The organism is Collinsella aerofaciens (assembly GCF_040910265.1).
Lineage (GTDB): Bacteria > Actinomycetota > Coriobacteriia > Coriobacteriales > Coriobacteriaceae > Collinsella > Collinsella aerofaciens_BK.
In genome coordinates, this window is the sequence record NZ_JBDGAW010000001.1 from 328,593 (window position 1) to 346,984 (window position 18,392).

An 18,392-nucleotide genomic window follows, 5' to 3' on the forward strand; every position below is an offset into this window, starting at 1 on the left:
GGGGGAGTGTTCGGATGAAGTTGATATTTAAGGTCCAGCTCATGTCGTGCCGAAAAGACCGTGAACCTTTTGTGGGACGCGCGGCGCCGTGGTACCATAGCCGAGTTTGTTGTCTTGGTCGGAAACCAAGACGCCTTATGCGCTGATCGGTAACCAGCGCCTGACCAATAAGGAGTCCTACCATGAAGCAGGGTATCCATCCCCAGTATGTCGAGTGCACGGTGACGTGCTCCTGCGGCAACACCTTCAAGACGCACGCTACCGTGTCCGAGATGAAGGTCGAGCTTTGCAACGAGTGCCACCCGTTCTACACCGGCCAGCAGAAGTTCGTCGACACCGGTGGACGCGTCCAGCGCTTCGCCGACAAGTTCGGTGGCGCCGCTGCCGCCCAGCTCAAGAAGGCTGAGGAGGCCAAGGCTGCTAAGGCCGCCAAGGCTGCTGAGGCTGAGGCTGCTCGCAAGGCCGCCGCTGAGGCTAAGGCTGCCGAGAAGGCTAAGCGTGCTGCTAAGTTTGCCGAGGAGGCTGCCAAGCGGGCCGCAGAGGCTCCCGCAGAGGCTCCCGTCGAGGAGGCCGCTGCCGAGGCCGAGACCACCGAGGCTGCTGAGTAAATAGCTCGCCGCGGAATCACTCGCATTCATGGCATAAGGGCCGTGCATCCGTTTGGGTGCGCGGCCCTTTTCTTTTTATTGGTGCAAACCAACCTGACCCCGCGGCACCAAGTTGGTGCATGGGGGTCAGGTTTCTTTGCACCAAATGGCAGGGGATACGTCGTTTGCCCAGATAAAACCTGCCAAAATAAACCTGTCCCTTTTTGGCAGGTTGGTCGTAGTTATTACGTGGCGGTCGAGGTCGACCGCATAGGCTGCGCCCCGTTTGGCTAAAGTACAATTATCTGTGTTTAACTCGCCTCAAGCTGCACGGCGTGGGGCGATGGCCAAAAAGGAAAACCACATGGGATTCATGTCAAAGCTGCTGTCCTTTGGATCCGATAAGGACCTTAAGCGCTACTACAAGATCGTCGACCAGATCAACGGTCTTGAGCCCCAGTTTGAGAAGATGGCCGAGGAGGAGCTCCGCGGCCAGACCGATAAGTTCCGCGAGCGCTACGCCAATGGTGAGTCGCTCGACGATATGCTGCCCGAGGCCTTCGCCACCGTGCGTGAGGCCTCCAAGCGCACCATGGGCATGCGTCACTTTGACGTGCAGCTCATCGGCGCCATGGCGCTGCACGAGGGCCACATCGCCGAGATGAAGACCGGCGAAGGCAAGACCCTCGTCTCCACCTTGGCCGGCTACCTCAACGCCATCGCCGGCAAGGGCGTGCACGTTGTTACCGTCAACGATTACCTGGCCAAGCGCGACTCCGAGTGGATGGGCCGCATCTACAAGTACCTGGGCATGACCGTCGGTCTGCTCCAGAACAACATGCCGCTCGAGCTCAAGCGCCCGGCCTACCAGGCCGATGTCACCTACGGCACCAACTCCGAGTTCGGCTTCGACTACCTGCGCGACAACATGGTCACCCGTCCCGAGCAGCGTGTTCAGCGCGGACACAACTACGCTATCGTCGACGAGGTCGACTCCATCCTGATCGATGAGGCGCGCACCCCGCTCATCATCTCGGGCGCCGGCACCAAGTCGGCCAGCACCTACAAGGACTTTGCGCGTGCCGTGCGCGGCCTGGAGCGCGGCGAGGACGTGTCGCACGACATGCTCACCGCCACTGAGGACGTTGAGCCCACGGGCGACTACGTCATGGACGAGGCCAAGCACACCATCGCCGCCACCGAGCGCGGTCTTAAGAAGATCGAGCGCCGCCTGGGTATCGAGGACATCTACGCCGACCTCTCGGGCCAGCTCGTCAACCACCTGCAGCAGGCGCTGAAGGCCCAGTACATGTTCCATCGCGACAAGCAGTACGTGGTCACCAACGGCGAGGTCAAGATCGTTGACGAGTTCACCGGCCGCATCATGGAAGGTCGCCGTTACTCCGAGGGCCTGCACCAGGCCATCGAGGCAAAAGAGGGCGTGCTCGTGCGCGAGGAGAACCAGACCCTTGCCACCATCACCCTGCAGAACTACTTCCGCCTGTATGACAAGCTCTCCGGCATGACCGGTACGGCGCTTACCGAGGACGCCGAGTTCCGCGAGATCTACAAACTGCCCGTCGAGGTCATCCCCTCCAACAAGCCCGTGCAGCGCGTTGACCACGAGGATCTGGTGTACCGCACCATCCAGGCCAAGTACAACGCCGTTGCCGACGATGTCGAGCAGCGTCACGCCAAGGGCCAGCCGGTCCTGGTGGGTACCGTCTCCATCGAGAGCTCCGAGAAGCTGTCGGCCGCTCTTACCAAGCGCGGCATCGCGCACGAGGTCCTCAACGCCAAGCACCACGAGCGCGAGGCCCACATCGTGGCCCAGGCCGGACGTTACGGTGCCGTGACCATCGCCACCAACATGGCCGGTCGTGGTACCGACATCCTGCTGGGCGGCAACCCCGACGAGCTGGTGCGCGAGCGCCTGGAGTACGAGGGCCTGACCATGGAGGACGTGACGCCCGAGCAACTCGAGCAGTTTAACGCCGAGGCCAAGGAGACCTGCAAGGCCGAGCGCGAGCGCGTGCTTGCCGCCGGCGGCCTGACCGTCATCGGCACCGAGCGCCACGAGTCCCGCCGTATCGACAACCAGCTGCGCGGCCGTTCCGGCCGTCAGGGCGATCCGGGCGAGACCCAGTTCTATCTGTCGCTCGAGGACGATCTGATGCGCCTGTTCGGTGGCGACAAGATGGACCGCGTCTCCAAGATGATGGTCACCGCCGACATGGGCGACGACATGCCCATCCAGCACAAGATCATCTCCAAGGCCGTCGAGAGCGCCCAGCACAAGGTCGAGAGCATCAACTTCTCCATGCGTAAGAGCGTCCTTGAGTACGACGACGTTATGAACAAACAGCGCCAGGTGATTTACGCCGAGCGCAACAAGATTCTGGACGGCAAGGACCTGACCGACCACATTACCGAGGTCATGCACGACACCGTGTACCGCTGCGTGCAGGAGTTCTGCACCAAGGACAGCCACGAGGGCGAGCGCGATCTGGAGGGCCTGCGCAAGTGGGTTGTGGAGCTCACCGGCCACATCGATACGCCGAAGTTCCCCGACGAGGATTATGAGGCCCTGGCTGCCGATGTCCTGGCTTACGTAGAGAAGTGCTACAACATGAAGGCCGAGCGCTTGGGCGAGGACCTGATGCGCGAACTCAACACCCAGGTCATGCTGCGCGTCATCGATACCCGCTGGATGAACTACCTGCAGGAGATGGACTACCTCAAGACCGGTATCGGCCTGCGCGGCTTTGGCCAGCGCGACCCGTTGGTCGAGTACAAGACCGAGGCCTACGGCGCGTTCCAGATGCTCGTCGACACCATGTACGAGGACTACCTGCGCACCGTCCTGCGCATCGAGATCAAGGCTGCCCCGCGTGCCGTGGAGCACAAGGAGGAGCCCGCGCTCGAGGGTGCCCAATTCTCGGGTCCTGCCGAGGTCGATGGCGACAACGGCGATTCCGTGCTTCGTAAGCAGGCACAGGTGCAGGCCCGCACGGCTGTCCAGGGTGGACCGGCTGCCGTCAACAACGGTGGCAAGGTAACCACCTATCGCAAGTCCGAGAGCGACGATCCGTACGTCAACGTCGGCCGCAACGATCCGTGCCCCTGCGGTAGCGGTAAGAAGTTTAAGCACTGCCACGGCAGGAATCGTTAATGGCAGAGGCTTTAGAGGTAACGCCCGCCGAGCTTGACGCGTTTGCGGACCGGCTCGGCGAGGTCGAGTCGTATCTCCATCTGGACGAGAAGCGCACCCGCGTGACCGAGCTCGAGGCCAAAAGCGTGGCTCCCGGCTTTTGGGATGACGCCGACGCCGCTCGCGCCACCATGGAGGAGATCGCGCGCGCCAAGGAAGACATCGCCGCCGTGGATACAGCGCGCGGCGAGCTTTCCGATGCCCGCGCGGCGCTGGAGCTTGCCGAGGAGATGGGGGATGACCCCGACGCCGCTGCCCTTCGTGAGGAGGCTGCGGCTACGGCAGAGCGCCTGGCCCGCGCCATCGACGAGCTTGAGCTTTCGAGCTGGTTTACCGGTGAGTTCGATCACGGCGATGCCATTGTGACCATCAAGCCCGGACAGGGTGGCCTGGAGGCCCAGGACTGGACCTTCATGCTCTTTAAGATGTACATGAAGTACTGCCAGCGTCGCGGCTGGAAGGTCACCATCAACGACTGTCCCGCGGCCGAGGTCATCGGCATCGACCGCGCGACCTTTACCGTCGAGGGCAAGGACGCATTTGGCATGCTGCGCGCCGAGGCCGGCGTCCACCGCTTGGTTCGCATTAGCCCCACCGACGACAAGAAGCGCCGCCAGACCACGTTTGCCGGCGTCGAGGTCATCCCCGTGCTACCCGATGATATCGACATCGAGATCAGTCCCGACGACATCCGCGTGGACGTGTACCACGCGAGCGGCCCGGGCGGTCAGGGCGTCAACACCACTGACTCCGCCGTGCGCGTGACGCATTTTCCCAGCGGCATTGTGGTCACCTGCCAAAACGAGCGCAGCCAGATCCAGAACAAGGCCGCGTGCATGCAGATCCTCAAGGCTCGCCTGTACGAGATTGAGCTCGAGAAGCGTGCCGAGGCCCTGGATGAGATCCGCGGACCCAAGACCACGATTGGTTTTGGCAACCAGATTCGCAGCTACGTGCTCTACCCGTACCAGATGGTCAAGGACCTACGCACGGGCGTGGAGACCAGCAATGTCGAGGCCGTTCTTGACGATGGCGACCTGGACCCGTTTGTTATTGGCTACCATCGTTGGGCCACCGGCAACGCCGATGCAGAAGGCTCGGAGGTCTAAAACATCGGGCAGCTTCAAGCCGATGCTAAGCCCAACGGTTGGACGGGTTTGTATCCAGAATAAACCCTGCGCAGGGGTGGTTTTTGTCCGGCGAATCGGTAGAATCGAATACAGCAAGAAGTTCGAAGCGCATCCGTTTGGGTGCGCTTTTTTGAGGGAGGCAGCATGGCATATCGTCTGGACATCAAGCGCATTCTTTCGATGAACTTCTTTCACGACCTGCCCCAGATTATGTTGGGGTGCGCTCTGGCCGCTATTGCGACCGACCTGTTTTTGATTCCCAACGGCCTTGCTGCCGGTGGCGTTACGGGCCTTGCCACCATTATCCAGGCGGTCGGTGCATCGCGCGGCCTATCGCTTCCCGTTGGTATTCAGACGATCGTGATGAACGCCTTGCTGTTGTTGGTCGTTATGCGCGAGGGCGGCATGTTCTACGTGGTGCAGACCGCGACGGGCTTTGTGCTGCTGGGCTTCTTTACCGATCTGTTCGCCCCGTTTGTAGCACCTCTGGCGGATGCGGACCTGATGCTCCCTGCCATGTGGGGCGGCATTATTACGGGCATCGGTTACGGCATGGTGTTGCGCGCCGGCGCCAACACCGGCGGCTCGGACACGATTGGCCAAATCATCTCGCGTAACACCTCACTGCCGGTGGGCTCGACCGTCATGGCGATCGATGTTGCCGTATGCGCGCTGTCGGCTCCGGTCTTTTCAATCGAAAACGCACTATATGCAGGCCTTTCGATGGTCATTAGCGGCTACGTGATCGATGCCGTGGTCGATGGTGGCAACAAACGCCGTATGGTACTCATCATCTCGGACAAGTTCCCTGATATCGCTGCCGATATCATGTATGGCCTGGGTCGTGGTTGTACCAAGTTTAAGGCGACTGGCATGTATTCGGGTGCCGAGAAGCCGGTGATTATGGTCATCGTGAGCCGTCGAGAGCTCAATACCCTCAAGACGATCGTGCGCGAGCGCGATCCTCACGCCATTGTGACGGTCGCTGACGTTACGGAAGCCTTCGGCGAGGGATTCAAGGACATTAGCGCGTAGGGGCGACCGCGTTCCATCCAAAAGACGTTCACATTGATAAACCGTTTCATCAGCGGTTCTGCCTGCTAAATTGTTCAAATAATGATAAAAACTCTGGTAAAGCCATCAGTTTCCAGCATAATGAATGACGTACGTGCATTGCGGCTGTGTTGGGATTACCTTCGGTGCCGTGCGCATTTTGTCTAATGAGGATGAAAGGAAGGCACAATGAGCGACGAAGAGCTCAAAAAGGTTGCCAACGAGGTAAGGAAGGGCATCGTCACCGGCGTGCACGCTGCCAAGTCCGGCCATCCGGGCGGTTCGCTCGGCGCTGCCGACATCATGACCTATCTGTACTTTGAGGAAATGAACGTCGACCCGGCCGACCCCCGCAAGGCCGACCGCGATCGCTTCGTGCTTTCCAAGGGTCACTGCGCGCCTGGTCTGTACGCCGTGCTCGCCGAGCGCGGATTCTTCCCCAAGGAGGATCTCGAGACGCTGCGCCATATCGGCAGCCACCTGCAGGGTCATCCCAACATGAACGACACCCCGGGCGTCGACATGTCCACCGGCTCGCTCGGCCAGGGCATTTCCGCCGCCGTGGGCATGGCCGTTGCCGCCAAGCACTGGGGCGACGACTATCGCACCTACGCCCTGCTGGGCGACGGCGAGAGCGAGGAGGGCCAGGTCTGGGAGGCCGCCATGTTTGCCGGCAACCAGCAGCTCGACAACCTCTGCGTGATCGTCGACCATAACGGCCTGCAGATCGACGGCCCCGTCGAGGAGGTCAACGACCCCATGCCGCTCGCCGACAAGTTCCGCGCGTTCAAGTTTCACGTGGTGGAGCTCGCCGACGGCAACGACTTCGACCAGATCCGCGCCGCCTTTGCCGAGGCTCGCGCTACCAAGGGCCAGCCGACCGCCATCATCGCCGAGACCATGAAGGGCAAGGGCGTTTCCTTTATGGAGAACCAGGTTGGTTGGCACGGCAAGGCCCCCAACGATGAACAGTTTGAGCAGGCCATGGCAGAGCTCACGGCCGCCGGAGAGGAGCTCTAGGATGGCAGACGTCAAAAAAATCGCCACGCGCGTAAGCTACGGCGAGGCCCTCGTCGAGCTCGCCAACGAGCACGATGACTTTGTGGTCCTCGACGCCGACCTGGCCGCCGCCACGCAGACCGGCAAGTTCAAGGCCGCCTGCCCCGATCGTTTCTTCGATGTGGGCATTGCCGAGAGCAACCTGATGGGTGTTGCCGCCGGTATCGCAACCACCGGTCGCGTTGCCTTTGCGAGCAGCTTTGCCATGTTTGCCGCCGGCCGCGCTTTTGAGCAGGTCCGTAACTCCATCGGCTACCCGCACCTCAACGTTAAGATCGGTGCCACGCACGCCGGTATCTCGGTGGGCGAGGATGGCGCCACGCACCAGTGCTGCGAGGATATCGCCCTCATGCGCGTCATCCCCGGCATGACTGTGATCGTTCCTGCCGACGACGTCGAGGCCCGCGCCGTGACGCGCGCCGCCTACGAGTGCGACGGCCCCGTGTACATGCGCTTCGCCCGTTTGGCCTCGCCGGTTATCAACGACCCCGAGACCTACAAGTTCGAGTTGGGTAAGGGCATTGTCATGCGCGAGGGCGCCGATGTGACCATCATCGCCTGCGGCCTGATGGTCGGCGAGGCTCTCGAGGCCGCCGAGCAGCTCGCTGCTGAGGGTATCGACGCTGAGGTCATCAACATGCACACCATCAAGCCCATCGATGCCGACCTGATCGTCAAGAGCGCCACCAAGACCGGCCACGTCGTGACCGTCGAGGAGCACTCCGTGATCGGTGGCCTGGGCAGCGCCGTTGCCGACGTCCTGTGCGAGCAGTGCCCGACGCCGCTCAAGAAGATCGGCGTCAACGACACCTTCGGCGAGTCCGGCCCGGGTGCCGAACTCCTGCACAAGTACGGCCTGGACGCCGCCAACATCGTGGCGACCACCAAGGAGTTCTTGGCCTAGGACAAGACGAGGCAAAGTATCGCCTCAGCAACCGTATGCAATCCAAAACAGGGGCGTCCTCAAAGAGGACGCCCCTGTTTTTGTCGGCAACAAACAAATTAGGCCCGCACCAAGCAAGGGCTTTCTCCGGGAAACGGGCCCAGACCAGCAAAGTGCAATTCAGACCCTCCCAACTTTGTGTTCACGGCATCTCAAGCTGGTGCGTCGGCCCCCTAGTAGTCGCAGGCCGGACACAGGGCTACTTTCCAAATCTTTCCGCAGGACGGAGGAGCCCCCGCCGCACGCAGTGCGCAGCGGAGGCTCCGACATGTCCGAGGACGATTTGGAGAGTAACCCTGTGTCCGGCCGGAGGGACCCAAACACGGCCATGCTTCTTATGTGCAGCAAAGCTAATGCTGCTAAAATACTAAGCGCTCATGTAGTTTAAACGCACGACGATAAGGAGCACCAGTGGGTAACCACTTCCGTACCTCCGGTGCGGGCGATGATGCCCCCAAGACGCAGGTAGGCGTCCAGGGCAGTCGTTTCGCCACTCCGGATTCAGAGGGCCAGCCTGTTGCTCAGGCCCCCGCTCAGCCGGCAGATCAGGCACAGCCGGCATCCGATCCCTTTGCCTACAATCCAACCAGCGATGTCGCGCTTTCCGGCACGGCGGGTTTTGAGCCCGTTCAGGCCGTGACCGCTCGCGTGGAGCAGCCTCAGGCTGGTGCCGCCACGCCGCAGCCTACCATGGCCGGCATTCCCGACCCCATGGCCCCTGCGACGCCGGCTCCTCAGCCTGCGCAGTCCGGTCTCTTTGCCGCTATTCCCGACCCCACGCAGCCTGCTGCCCCGGTGGTCGAGAGCGATCAGGCCGCCGAGGTCGCAAGCCTCGATAACGCGCTCAACAACCCCGATTTTACGTCGGTGTTTGCGCCCATCGATCCGCAGGCCAGCCGCAAGAAGATGGCCAAGCAGGCCGGTGTCGAGCCCGTTATCCTTATGGAGCATGTCACCAAGATCTATCCGGCACAGCCCAACAAGCCTGCACTCGACGACATCAACATCGAGATCTATCCGGGCGAGTTCGTCTTCCTGGTCGGTCACTCCGGTTCGGGTAAGACCACGCTGCTGTCGACGCTCAACCGCGACGTCAAGCCGACGAGCGGCCGCATCCTGGTTGCCGGTCAGGATCTCATGAAGATCAAGAACCGCAAGGTTCCGTTCCTGCGCCGCCAGATTGGCGCCGTGTTCCAGGACTTTAAGCTTCTGCCGCAAAAGACCGCCTACGAAAACGTGGCGTTTGCCCTTCAGTGCATCGGCAAGCCCAAGGGCGTCATTCGCAGCCAGGTGCCCGAGGTGCTGCGTCTGGTCGGTCTGGCCGATCAGATGGACTCGCTGCCCGACCAGCTTTCCGGTGGCGAGCAGCAGCGCGTTGCCGTCGCCCGCGCTATGGTCAACCGTCCGCCGCTGCTGATCTGCGACGAGCCCACGGGTAACCTCGACCCGGCGATCTCGCTGGGCATCATGAAGCTGCTCGAGCGTATTAACCGCACCGGCACCACCGTGATCGTCGCCACGCACGACCGCGAGATGGTCGATAGCATGCACCGTCGCGTGATCGCCCTTGAGGGCGGCCACGTTATCCGCGACCAGGAGAGGGGAGGTTACGGCAACTATGGCACCAACTAACGTGGGCTACTCCTTCAAAGAGGCAATCAGCCACTTCTTCCGTAACTGGACTACCTCGCTCGGCGCCGTCATCACGATCTTCCTTTCGCTGTTTATCATCGGCCTGTTCATCATGGGCTCCGCGATGCTGAACTCCGTGATCGGCACCGTCGAGGATCAGGTTGTCATCAACGCGTTCATTAGCGATGACGCCGATCAGGCCGATGTTCAGGCTTTTGAGGCCGAGCTTAAGACGTGGAGCAACGTCAAGTCCGTGACCTATAAGGACAAGGACGACGCGCTGGCCGAGTATACGAGCAAGATGTCGGGCAACGCCGACGCCACCATGAGCGCGCTCGATGGCCAGAACCCGCTGCCGGCTTCGTTTGCAATTGAGATGGACGATCCGTCCAAGGTCGAGAGCACGGCCAAAAAGCTCAAGAAGGATGCCGATTTCCAGAAGATCGCGGATGACGGCGACGTCAACGCGAGCGTGCTGTACGGCCAGGAGGAAGTGAGCCGCCTGTTCCAGGTGACCAACTATATCCGCATCGCCGCCGTGGTGCTCGTTGGCCTTCTGACCTTTATCGCTTTCATCTTCATCAACAACACGATTCGCCTATCCATCACGGCGCGTCGTCGTGAGATTGCGATTATGCGTCTGGTCGGCGCCAGCAACGGCTTCATTCGCGGCCCGTTTATCACCGAGGGCGTACTGCAGGCCATTTTGGGCTCGCTGCTTTCCATCGGCGTTCTGGAGCTGCTGCGCAATTTGATGATTCCGCGTCTGCAGGAGAGCATCGGCTGGATGTCGTTTGCCCTGCCGATGCAGTACTACCTGGTGACCTATGCTGCGCTGATTCTGGTCGGCGTGATTATCGGTCTCTTTGGTTCTGCCATCGCCATGCGCCGCTACCTGCGCGTGTAGGCATGCCTGGAATTCATCCCTTCCAACGGGTCGTCTCTTATGGGGCGGCCCGTTTTTTGTCCCCTAGGGATGATTTGGGTAGACTCTTGGGATGTAAACGGCAATCGATAGTTAGGAGGCGCCATGGGGCGCAATAACAAGCATAAGCGTGGAGCTCGCAATAAACGCGGGCCGGTGCGCAGCGAACGCCGTCCGAGCCTGACCGGGCGCGTGCAGCTCCATGAGCACAGTGCCTATGTCATAACCGAGAATGGCGACTACAAGGTCATGGGCCGTGGCAAGCGCGAGATTATGGATGGCGATACCGTTGCCGTGAGCATTAAGAACAGCCCGCACGGTGAGCGGCGCGCCGTGATCGAAGGCGTGGTTGAGCGCGCAGCCATAAGCGTAGTGGGTACGTACCAGACCGCCGGTCCGCTCGGTGTGATCGAGCCGCTCGATTCGCGTCTGAAGGCCGACTTCTTCATTCTGCCCGAGGATACCTCGGCGGATCGCCTGGGTGTCCACCCGGGTGATGCTGTTGTCGCGCGCATTTTGACCTACCCGACGCGCCTGGAATCGGGCACCGTGACGATCGAGCGCCGCATTGGCGGAGATGACGCGCCCGATTTGGGCGTTCAATATGTGATGGCGCGTTACGGCTATACCGATAGCTATCCCGAGGCCGCGCTGGACGAGGCCGAGGGGCTTTCGCTCGATGTGTCCGCGGCGCTTAAGGACCCGCTCCGTCGCGATCTGCGCGACCGCTTTGTCATCACGATCGACCCGGTCGACGCGCGCGACTTTGACGATGCCATTTCGTTGGAGCGCACGCCCGAGGGTGGCTACAAGCTGGGTGTGCATATCGCCGACGTTTCACACTATGTGGCTTGGGACGGGCATATCGATCTTGAGGCTCGCCATCGTACGACATCGGTGTATCTGGCCGATCGCGTGCTTCCCATGCTGCCCGAACGCCTGTCCTGTGACCTGTGCTCGCTTCTCCCTGACGAGGACCGTCTTGCGTTTACCGTCGATATCGAGCTCGATGAGCAGGGTCGCGTGCGGCATTACGATCCGTACCCCAGCGTGATTCGCTCGCGTGTGCGTATGGACTATGACGGCGCCGAGGCGCTGCTGGTGCGTGCCGGTGCGGTTGAGTATTCGGTGCTGGAGGGTGCGGCCGAGGATGTTGCGGCTGCCGAGGCCTCGCGCGAGGAAGCGCTTGAGCGCGGTCTTGCGTGCGAGGAGACTGCCCGCGGCTACAACATCGACCTCGGCGATTTCCTTGTCGCCGCTAACGAACTCGCCGAACTTCGCCGTCGTATTCGTCGCGCCCGCGGCTCAGTCGATTTTGACACGGCCGAGATTCGCGCTCTATTGGATGAGGACGGAGTGCCCGTGCAGATTGTGGCGCGTGAGCGTTCGTGTGCCACGTCGCTTATCGAGGAAGCCATGCTGCTCGCCAACGAGTGCGTTGCAGAGTGGCTGGCAGACCGTGATATCGAGGCCTGCTATCGCGTGCATGAGGATCCGAGCCCCGATAGCCTGCACGGTGCTGCCGTTGCGTTGGCGCAGCTAGGCATCATCGACGATCGCCGTGCTGCCGGTATTGCCCTGGGGAGCCCCGATGAGCTGCAGGCTGCAGTTGATGCTGCCGCCGGTTCGGCCAACGCACCGCTCGTTAACACGCTGCTTCTGCGCAGCATGCAGCGCGCGCTGTACAAGCCGCGCAACGAGGGCCACTTTGCACTCGCCGCGCCGTGCTACTGTCACTTTACGAGTCCCATCCGTCGCTATCCCGATCTGGTGGTGCACCGCGTGCTCAAACTGCAGTTGGCCTATGAGCAGCTCGGCGGCAAGGACGCCTTGGTCCGTACGCCGTGGCTGATCGGCAAGGGGCGCGAGTCGCTGCCGCGCATTCTGCCGCAGATCTGCCGCGCATGTAGCGATGCCGAGCGCGCGGCAGATGCCGCCAGCCATGCGACGCAAAAGATCAAGATTGCCCAGTACTATGAGGATCGCCTGGGCGAGCGCTATGCCGGAACCGTCTCGTGGGTTAGCAGCATGGGCCTCTTTGTGCGCTTGGACCTGACGCAGGTCGAAGGCTTGGTTTCGATTAAGAGCTTGGGCAACGAGTGGTTCGAGTTCGACGAGGACGCGCTTACTCTGACGGGCGCCGACACAGGCACCCGTTACGAGCTGGGGCAGCGCGTGATTATCGAGGTCTCACGTGTCAATACCACGCGTGGGCACTTGGACTTCAAGCTTATCCATTAGCCAAATCCCGACTGATGATGGAGGAGCGGAGGGCGGCCTTTCGGGACCGCCCTCCGCATTTGAATTGTGGCCACCTTACCGTCTGCCTGGCTGTCCGCTTGCCTGCTATTTGAGAGGTAAAACCTACCAAAATAAACATGTCCCTTTTGGCAGGTTTACAAGAAAGCGGGGATGAGATGGCGACGGTGTACGGTTATGCGCGGGTGAGTTCGCGCGATCAGAACCTTAATCGGCAGCTGGATGCGCTGGGCGCCTATGGCGTGGGCTCGGCGAATATTTATGCCGACCATGCGAGCGGCAAGGACTTCGATCGGCCGCATTATCGCGAGCTGCTACACGTCCTGGGAGACGGGGACGTGCTGGTGGTGCTTTCTATCGACCGACTTGGCCGTAATTACTCCGAGATTCTTGAGGAATGGCGACGCATTACCAAGGAGCTCGGGGTTGCCATTGTGGTGTTGGACATGCCATTGCTTGACACGCGCGCCAGGGCCAGCGGCGCGCCGGATGTGACCAACGCCCTGATTGCCGATATTGTGCTGCAACTGCTGAGCTACGTGGCGCAGGTGGAGCGCGAGAATATCCATCGGCGCCAGGCGGAGGGAATTGCAGCGGCGCGGGCGCGAGGGGTCCGTTTCGGTCGACCTCGCAAGCCGTGCCCTCCTCAGTTTGAGCTGGTGCGCGATAGCTATGAGGCGGGCGATATTACCCGCAGCCAGGCAGCAAAGTGCCTGGGCGTGTGCGTGGGGACGTTCGATCGCTGGATGCGCGAGGCGGGGTAGGGGTTTGCGTCGCTTTGTCGCTTCCTGTTGCGATTCAAATTTTGATACGGTGACGATGTCATTTGGGGCTACACTCGCTCATATTTAAAAAGACGGAGGTTGGCCTTTGGCGCACATGAAGATAATAATCGGGTGGACCGCGATCGCTCTGTTCGTCGCAACGCTGGCGGGCATCTGGGTGCTGACGGAGCAAAACGCAGTGCAGACGTCGTTGCTGAGCGAGTCCACCGCGCGCGTGGTGGAGGGTCAGGCTGCGAGCGTTCAGGCTGTCGATGCCACGGGTGAAGCTCAGGCGGAGAACGGAATGACTGGGGGCACCGATTCGGCTGCCTCGAATGTCCGGTCTGGCCGACTTGCTTCCATTCGCATGTGGGTGGGCACAAACGTCCGTCGCGTCGCCCATACCGTAGAGTTTTTCTTCGTCGGATTGTTCGCCTCGGTGGTCGTGGTTTGCTTTTCCAGGCGTCCGTGGAGCGTATGCTCCCGTTGCGTGCCCGTATTGCTCTTTTGCGCCGCCTGCTCCGTTGGCGACCAGGTGCATAAGATCTTTGTTCCCGGCAGGCATTTCGACGTTATCGATTTAGGATTCGATGCTGCGGGCTATGTCACCGCCATGCTGTTGGTATTGCTGGCAGCGGCGTTGGTGCGCCATGCGACTCGGCCGATCGGCGCCCATGCGAGGCGCTAGCCTTAAGACGAGACATCGCGACTGCCTATGCTTCGACATTGACTACAATAACGGCTGCAATCGCGAGTGGTCGTCGATGTGCAGTTTTCCAGACACCTGTTTTCTCTAAGAAAGGAAATCCCATGGCGGTATTGTTTGTTGAATATCCCAAGTGCTCGACCTGCAAGAAGGCCAAGGCATGGCTGGACGAACATGGGGTAGAGTATATCGATCGCGATATCGTTTTGGACAATCCCACGGCTGATGAGCTTGCGACCTGGATTGCTCGTTCGGGGCTGCCGGTGCGGCGCTTCTTTAATTCGTCGGGCATGAAATATCGAGAGCTGGGCCTGAAGGCGCGTCTGGATGCGGGCATGACGGATCGGGAGTGCTACGAGCTGCTGGCGACCGACGGCATGCTGGTCAAGCGTCCGCTGCTGGTGGGCGACGACTTTGCGATTCCTGGGTTTAAGGAAGCGGCCTGGACCGAGGTGCTGCTGTAGTGGCTGCGGAAAGTGCGTCCCGTTTTGAGCTCGGATTCCGGGACGCAGTTTCCGGTTGAAGGGGCTAGCGGAAACCGTATCCCAGTTTGAGCGCGAAATCTGGGATACGGTTTCCGTTTGGGGCCTCTAGGGGAAAGCGCGTCCCGTTCTGGACGTAAATTCCGGGATGAGCTTTCCGGTTGGCGGGCATGCGCACTATCCCGGCTGGCGGGCATATGCGCTAATCCTCAAGCTGTGCCCATTCGTGCGGATCGTAGACCTTTACGTGCTTGTTGGGCTTGCCGCTCCAGTACTCCTCGTCCATAAAGGGCAGATATGCCTGAACGCCGGGGCAGATAAAGGGAATCCGCTGCTGTTGCAGTCGCTCGCGCTGGCGCTGCTCCAGGTGCGCCTCGGATATGACGGTCGGCATACCGGACAGCTCGACGAGGCTTGCCTGGATTCGCTTAAGGTCGGGGAGTCCCGCGTGCCATGACACCCGCATGATCAAAAAGGATGCACGGCGGTATTTTGCCTGCACCACAGTAATGGCGGGGCGTAACGTGGGGTGAATTTTGTCCCGTTCGGGCCAAAGGTCGGCAGTGATCTCGAGGCCCAGGGTCTCCCATAGGTAATCAAGCTCTTCGTCCATGTCGCCTCGATATCTACGCGATCATTGATACTTCGATTGTGTTGCCTGGTGCTATCGTTTTCACGGTAGAATCTGCCAACGGTTGACGGCTACCGCTCGCGGTGTTTTGCCCTTCGTGTACAGCGGTTGGCTTCACAGGTCCTTCACGGGTTGGACTAAATTAGGCCAATTTGACTGAATTTCAAAAAAGTCAAAATTGGGGCTTGCGTCACGGCGAGACTTCCCGTATATTTCTTTCTTGCGCAAAGGCACAGCCGAGCGCAGCGATGCAGTCATTGGGATGTCGTCTAATGGCAGGACAGCGGATTCTGGTTCCGTCAATGGGGGTTCGACTCCCTCCATCCCAGCCATTGCATTTGCTACATATGGCCCGTTCGTCTAGCGGTTTAGGACGCCGCCCTCTCAAGGCGGAGATCACCAGTTCGAATCTGGTACGGGCTACCAAAATTGAACGCCCGGGCCTCGTAAGAGACCCGGGTTTTGTGTATTGACCGTATATACGGCGCCTGCCGTGTTTCGCTCAGATCGAGGAGTAGCCATGGATCTGCCCATCAGCTTGCAAGACATCACGTATGCCGAGAACTATCTGGCGCAGGGCGACCTGGCTACGGCGACGCCGCTGCTGGAGCGTCTGGTGGAGCTCGCCGAGGAGTATATCGACGCTGAGTGCAAGACGGAGGAGAAGCGCCAATACTTTAGCTTCGATAGCAAGTTTGAGCGCTTGGCCTATCGCCGCGTGGAGAAGGATCCGCGCGAGCTCGTGCAGGTCGAGGTGCCGTTTGACCGCCTGTACTCTGACATGGCGTTTGCCTACATTCGCCAGCAGGATTATGTGAGCGCTCGTAATGCCCTGATGCAGGCTGTGCGTTGGGACCCCATGAACTGCAACTATCGCTTGGATTTGGCCGAGCTGTTCCGCGCTCTCGAGGACAAGCAGGAGTGGGCTTCGCTTTCGTTTTCGGTGCTAGAGCGCGCGAGCGATGGCAAGTGCGCCGCCCGCGCTTACGCCAATCTAGGTCAGTACTTCTTGGAGCCCGAGACCGAGAACGTTTCGGCTGCCGTGGGCTGCGCGCGTCTGGCGCTGCGCCTGGCGCCCAACGATGCGCATACGACGCGCCTGCTCAACAAGATCCATACCACCTATCCGGATGCCGCCGATGAGAGCGACGAGCACGTGATGGGTGAACTGGCCCTGCAAGGCGTTCCGACCTCGCCTTCGGCCGAGATTGCCATCTGCCTGATTATGTGCGCGACCGATGCTGCAAGCGACGGCGACAAGCAGGAGGCGACGCGCCTGACGGTGCGTGCTCGCGACTTGGTGGGCGAGGAGGCCTGCGCGGCGATTATTAAACTGGTGCGCGAGAGCGATGCCGAGCTCAATGCCGAGCGCAAGGCAAAGCGCGAAGCTACGGGCAAGGGTTCCGATGGCGCCAAGGAGGCCGGCGATGCCCAGTAAGCGCGAGCGCAAACTCATTTCCAAGAATCGCTCGGCACATCACGAGTACTTTATCGATGAGACGTTTGAGTGCGGTATTGAGCTGAGCGGCACCGAGGTCAAGTCGATTCGCGAGCGCGCCTGTCAGATCACTGACACTTTTGCGCTGATTCGTGGCGGCGAGTGCTGGCTCGTCGGACTGCATATCCACCCTTATAGCCATGGTGGCGTGTGGAATCGCGATCCCGACCGTCGGCGTCGTCTGCTGCTGCACCGCAAGGAGATCGACTTTCTTGACGGCAAACTTCGCAACCGTGGTTATGCGCTGGTTCCGTTGGAGCTCTACTTTAATACCGACGGCCGCGTAAAGCTGCTGCTGGGTCTGGGTCGCGGCAAGAAGCTCTACGACAAGCGCGAGGACATGGCCAAGCGTGATGTCCAACGCGAGATCGACCGCGCCCTCAAGGAACGCAACCGGTAGGCGCTCTATATAAGTTGCGGTGAGATACGGACTGTTTTGCCTGTTTGAGGGGCTATTCAGTCCCTATTTCACCGCAACTGCGGGCGTCTTATCTTTCTTACTGTTCTGACACATATGTCTCAAAGGCGGCGTCCGTTATGGGTGCCGCCTTTTTTGTGGGTACATACATTCATGAGGTTCCAACCCGAGCTAGGGGAGTGATCGTTATGGACAAAACTGCGTTCTTTACCATGCCGAGTGGCCTGTACGTGGTGAGCGCCGCGGCAGACGGGCTGCGCGCCGGCTGCGTCATCAACACTGCGGTGCAGGTGACGTCCATGCCGCCGCGTATTTCGGTTGCCGTGAACAAGGACAATGTCACCTCGGGCGTCATCGCATCGGCCAAAGCGTTCGCGCTGACCGTGATCGATCAGACCGCCGACATGCTCTACATCGGTAACTTTGGGTTCCGCACCAGCAGCGATTATGACAAGTTTGCCAAATACGAGACCCGCGAGACGGCTCTGGGCATGCCCTATGTGCCCGAGCACGCGGCGGCCCTGTTTAGCTGCCGTTTGATCGACACTGTGGATGTGGGCACGCATCTGCTGTTTATTGGCGAGGTCGAGGATGCCGAGCGCCTGAGCGACGAGACGCCGCTGACGTACGACTACTATCACAAGGTGCTAAAGGGCAAGACGCCGCCCAAAGCCTCGTCGTATCAAGGCTAGAAATGTTCTAAAAATACTTGCATTATGTTATTGAGAATATATACTAATAAGTAAGTACACCAGCAGTCACGTTCGAGAGGAGAACATCATGGCTGAGGAGAAGAAGACGTATAAGTTTGTGTGCACCGTTTGCGGTTACGAGGTTGAGGTCGACACGCCCGAGCTGCCCGAGGACTACGTGTGCCCGGTGTGCGGCGTCGGTCCCGATCAGTTTGAGCTCGTCGAGGAGTAACTCGCAGGCACACGGCGAAAGCCGAACATAGCTCTGTCCAAGGGCCCCGGTCGAATTCTCGGCCGGGGCCCTTTTGATTCAAGACTTTAGTCCGCTGGCCGCGCAGCGGCCAGCTTTAAACCACCCGCTACGCGGGTGGAGACAAACGGCTTTACAAAGCCACCCCTCCG

The 18,392-nt window shown here is 60.4% G+C and carries 17 protein-coding genes and 2 tRNA genes; 18 read left to right on the plus strand and 1 reads right to left on the minus strand.

Annotated elements, in window-relative coordinates; genetic code table 11:
* The first annotated feature begins 182 nt into the window (after positions 1-182).
* The 12 genes from rpmE (at position 183) to AB5Z14_RS01500 (ending at position 14,733) form a co-directional block, all read left to right on the plus strand.
* On the plus strand, positions 183-608 hold the full coding sequence (rpmE, locus tag AB5Z14_RS01445) for a 50S ribosomal protein L31 (RefSeq protein ID WP_368129981.1): 426 nt from the start codon (positions 183-185) through the stop codon (positions 606-608).
* A 343-nt stretch (positions 609-951) separates the two neighbouring features.
* Positions 952-3,759, plus strand: coding sequence for a preprotein translocase subunit SecA (gene secA, locus AB5Z14_RS01450; protein WP_368129982.1), 2,808 nt, complete (start codon positions 952-954; stop codon positions 3,757-3,759).
* Entirely contained in the window at positions 3,759-4,907 is a 1,149-nt protein-coding gene (gene prfB / locus AB5Z14_RS01455) for a peptide chain release factor 2 (protein ID WP_368129983.1), read from the plus strand. Before secA ends, prfB begins: the two co-directional genes overlap by 1 nt.
* 165 nt (positions 4,908-5,072) lie before the next feature.
* A complete protein-coding gene (locus AB5Z14_RS01460) occupies positions 5,073-5,963 on the plus strand; it encodes a YitT family protein (protein ID WP_035137417.1) in 891 nt (296 codons plus the stop codon).
* A gap of 207 nt (positions 5,964-6,170) precedes the next feature.
* A complete protein-coding gene (locus AB5Z14_RS01465) occupies positions 6,171-7,001 on the plus strand; it encodes a transketolase (protein WP_055285663.1) in 831 nt (276 codons plus the stop codon).
* 1 nt (position 7,002) lies between these two features.
* Positions 7,003-7,944 carry a transketolase family protein gene (locus AB5Z14_RS01470; RefSeq protein ID WP_055251857.1) on the plus strand — a complete coding sequence of 314 codons (942 nt, stop codon included), beginning with the start codon at positions 7,003-7,005 and terminating at the stop codon, positions 7,942-7,944.
* Positions 7,945-8,394: 450 nt separating this feature from the next.
* Positions 8,395-9,615 (plus strand): cell division ATP-binding protein FtsE, encoded by a 1,221-nt coding sequence (gene ftsE / locus AB5Z14_RS01475; protein WP_368129984.1) that lies wholly within the window; start codon positions 8,395-8,397, stop codon positions 9,613-9,615.
* Positions 9,602-10,522 carry a permease-like cell division protein FtsX gene (ftsX, locus tag AB5Z14_RS01480; RefSeq protein ID WP_368129985.1) on the plus strand — a complete coding sequence of 307 codons (921 nt, stop codon included), beginning with the start codon at positions 9,602-9,604 and terminating at the stop codon, positions 10,520-10,522. The genes ftsE and ftsX overlap by 14 nt, the downstream gene beginning before the upstream one ends.
* A gap of 123 nt (positions 10,523-10,645) precedes the next feature.
* Complete coding sequence (locus AB5Z14_RS01485) at positions 10,646-12,781, plus strand: ribonuclease R family protein (protein ID WP_368129986.1); 2,136 nt, start codon at positions 10,646-10,648, stop codon at positions 12,779-12,781.
* Positions 12,782-12,957: 176 nt separating this feature from the next.
* Complete coding sequence (locus AB5Z14_RS01490; protein ID WP_368129987.1) at positions 12,958-13,563, plus strand: recombinase family protein; 606 nt, start codon at positions 12,958-12,960, stop codon at positions 13,561-13,563.
* A gap of 115 nt (positions 13,564-13,678) precedes the next feature.
* A complete protein-coding gene (locus AB5Z14_RS01495; protein WP_368129988.1) occupies positions 13,679-14,251 on the plus strand; it encodes a VanZ family protein in 573 nt (190 codons plus the stop codon).
* Between the two features lie 122 nt (positions 14,252-14,373).
* Positions 14,374-14,733, plus strand: a complete 360-nt coding sequence (locus AB5Z14_RS01500; protein WP_227789782.1) for an arsenate reductase family protein — start codon at positions 14,374-14,376, stop codon at positions 14,731-14,733.
* A 220-nt stretch (positions 14,734-14,953) separates the two neighbouring features.
* Here the strand turns inward: AB5Z14_RS01500 and AB5Z14_RS01505 are convergent, their stop codons facing one another.
* Positions 14,954-15,364 (minus strand): hypothetical protein, encoded by a 411-nt coding sequence (locus tag AB5Z14_RS01505; RefSeq protein ID WP_368129989.1) that lies wholly within the window; start codon positions 15,362-15,364, stop codon positions 14,954-14,956.
* Positions 15,365-15,640: 276 nt separating this feature from the next.
* Between AB5Z14_RS01505 and AB5Z14_RS01510 the strand changes: the two genes are divergently transcribed.
* The 6 genes from AB5Z14_RS01510 (at position 15,641) to AB5Z14_RS01535 (ending at position 18,222) form a co-directional block, all read left to right on the plus strand.
* A tRNA-Gln gene (locus tag AB5Z14_RS01510) sits at positions 15,641-15,714 on the plus strand.
* Between the two features lie 17 nt (positions 15,715-15,731).
* Positions 15,732-15,808: transfer RNA gene (locus tag AB5Z14_RS01515), tRNA-Glu, on the plus strand.
* Between the two features lie 94 nt (positions 15,809-15,902).
* Positions 15,903-16,820 carry a tetratricopeptide repeat protein gene (locus tag AB5Z14_RS01520; RefSeq protein WP_148332039.1) on the plus strand — a complete coding sequence of 306 codons (918 nt, stop codon included), beginning with the start codon at positions 15,903-15,905 and terminating at the stop codon, positions 16,818-16,820.
* Complete coding sequence (gene smpB, locus AB5Z14_RS01525; RefSeq protein ID WP_006235325.1) at positions 16,810-17,280, plus strand: SsrA-binding protein SmpB; 471 nt, start codon at positions 16,810-16,812, stop codon at positions 17,278-17,280. The genes AB5Z14_RS01520 and smpB overlap by 11 nt, the downstream gene beginning before the upstream one ends.
* A 206-nt stretch (positions 17,281-17,486) precedes the next feature.
* Positions 17,487-17,990: a flavin reductase family protein gene (locus AB5Z14_RS01530; protein WP_117746556.1), complete on the plus strand. Its 504-nt coding sequence runs from the start codon at positions 17,487-17,489 to the stop codon at positions 17,988-17,990.
* Between the two features lie 88 nt (positions 17,991-18,078).
* Entirely contained in the window at positions 18,079-18,222 is a 144-nt protein-coding gene (locus AB5Z14_RS01535) for a rubredoxin-like domain-containing protein (RefSeq protein WP_035137395.1), read from the plus strand.
* The last annotated feature ends 170 nt before the right edge of the window (positions 18,223-18,392 follow it).